This window comes from Kitasatospora sp. NPDC089913 (genome assembly GCF_044748625.1).
Classification (GTDB): Bacteria; Actinomycetota; Actinomycetes; order Streptomycetales; family Streptomycetaceae; genus Kitasatospora.
In genome coordinates this window covers 1-1,321 of record NZ_JBIVGI010000025.1, presented here as the reverse complement: position 1 = coordinate 1,321, position 1,321 = coordinate 1, and the positions used below count along the sequence as shown (strand labels likewise).

The 1,321-nt window shown below is 72.4% G+C and carries 1 protein-coding gene; it reads left to right on the top strand.

Annotation, left to right across the window (positions count from 1 at the left end; all coding sequences use genetic code 11):
* Positions 1-1,171 (top strand): hypothetical protein (locus ACIPYS_RS30140; protein WP_400751976.1); only part of this gene is annotated, 1,171 nt, incomplete at its 5' end.
* Between the last annotated feature and the right edge of the window lie 150 nt (positions 1,172-1,321).

Below are 1,321 nucleotides of genomic sequence, written 5' to 3'. Positions count from 1 at the left end.
CAGTGGTGGGACGCTGGATTCGTTGAAGGTGCAGGTGTCGGTGCTGAAGCCGGACGGTTCGGTGCTGCGTTCGTCGCAGTACTGCGGTCCGACGTGCACCTTCCCGACGACCTCGCTGCCGGTGGACGGTGTCTACCGGGTTCTGTTCGATCCGCTGGGTGCGTCGACGGGGTCGATGACGGCCAGTGTGTCGACGGACGTGGTGCGCCCGCTCCTGCTGGACGGTTCGGGGTCGACGCTGACGACGACCGTGCCGGGGCAGAACGGGGCGTGGACGTTCACGGGTACGGCGGGGCAGCGGGTCTACCTGGATCTGTCCGGGGGCACTTTCACCTCGCTGAAGGCCGAGGTGTCGGTGCTGAAGCCGGACGGCTCGGCGTTCCTGGCCTCGCAGTACTGCGGTACGTCCTGCGGGTTCGACACGACGACGCTGCCGGTGGGCGGTACCTACACCGTCGTGCTGCGCTCCTCCGGTGGTGTCGCAGGCTCGCTCACCGCGAAGGCGTGGGCCGTGCCTGCGGTACCGGCGACCGCGGTCGCCACGGACGGTACGGCCAGCCGAGCGACGGTCGCCACCCCGGGGCAGAACAGCGTGTGGACGTTCACCGGCACGGCTGGCCGACGCGTCCTCGTCGACCTGTCCGGGGGCACGCTCGATGGGCTCAAGGCCAAGGTGTCCGTTCTCAAGCCGGACGGCTCGGTCTGGCGCGGAGCCCAGTACTGCGGTGACGCGTGCTTCTTCGACACCACGGCGCTGCCGGCGGACGGCACCTACTCGGTGGTGTTCGACCCCCAGGGCGCCGCGGTCGGCTCACTCACGGCCAAGGTCTGGACCGTTCCGGCCGACGTCACCGCCTCGCTTCCGGCGGATGGCACCTCGGTGGCGCTGACCACCGCGATGCCGGGGCAGAACGGCATGTGGACCTTCACCGCCGGGGCCGGACAGAAGGCGGCGTTCGCCTTCTCCGCCGGAGCGGGGGGCGGCTCGCTGGGCGCCAAGGTGTGGGTGTTGAAGCCGGACGGTTCGGTGCTGCTGTCGTCGCAGTACTGCGGCACGTCGTGCAGCTTCGGTGCCACCACCCTGCCCGTGGCCGGGACGTACACGGTGGTGCTCGACCCCCAGGGCGCGGCTGTCGCCGCGCTGACCGCGAGGCTCACGCTGACCGGTTGACGATCCCCGCCACCCGATCACCTCGGGGCGCCCCGGCGGGCCCCCCCGGGGGCCCCCCCCCCCCCCCCGGGCCGATGAACAACACCCCCGGGGCCCCCCCGCGGCGGGGCGGTGGCGGGGGGCTGGTGTCCGGGGGGTCGGCGGGCGCCC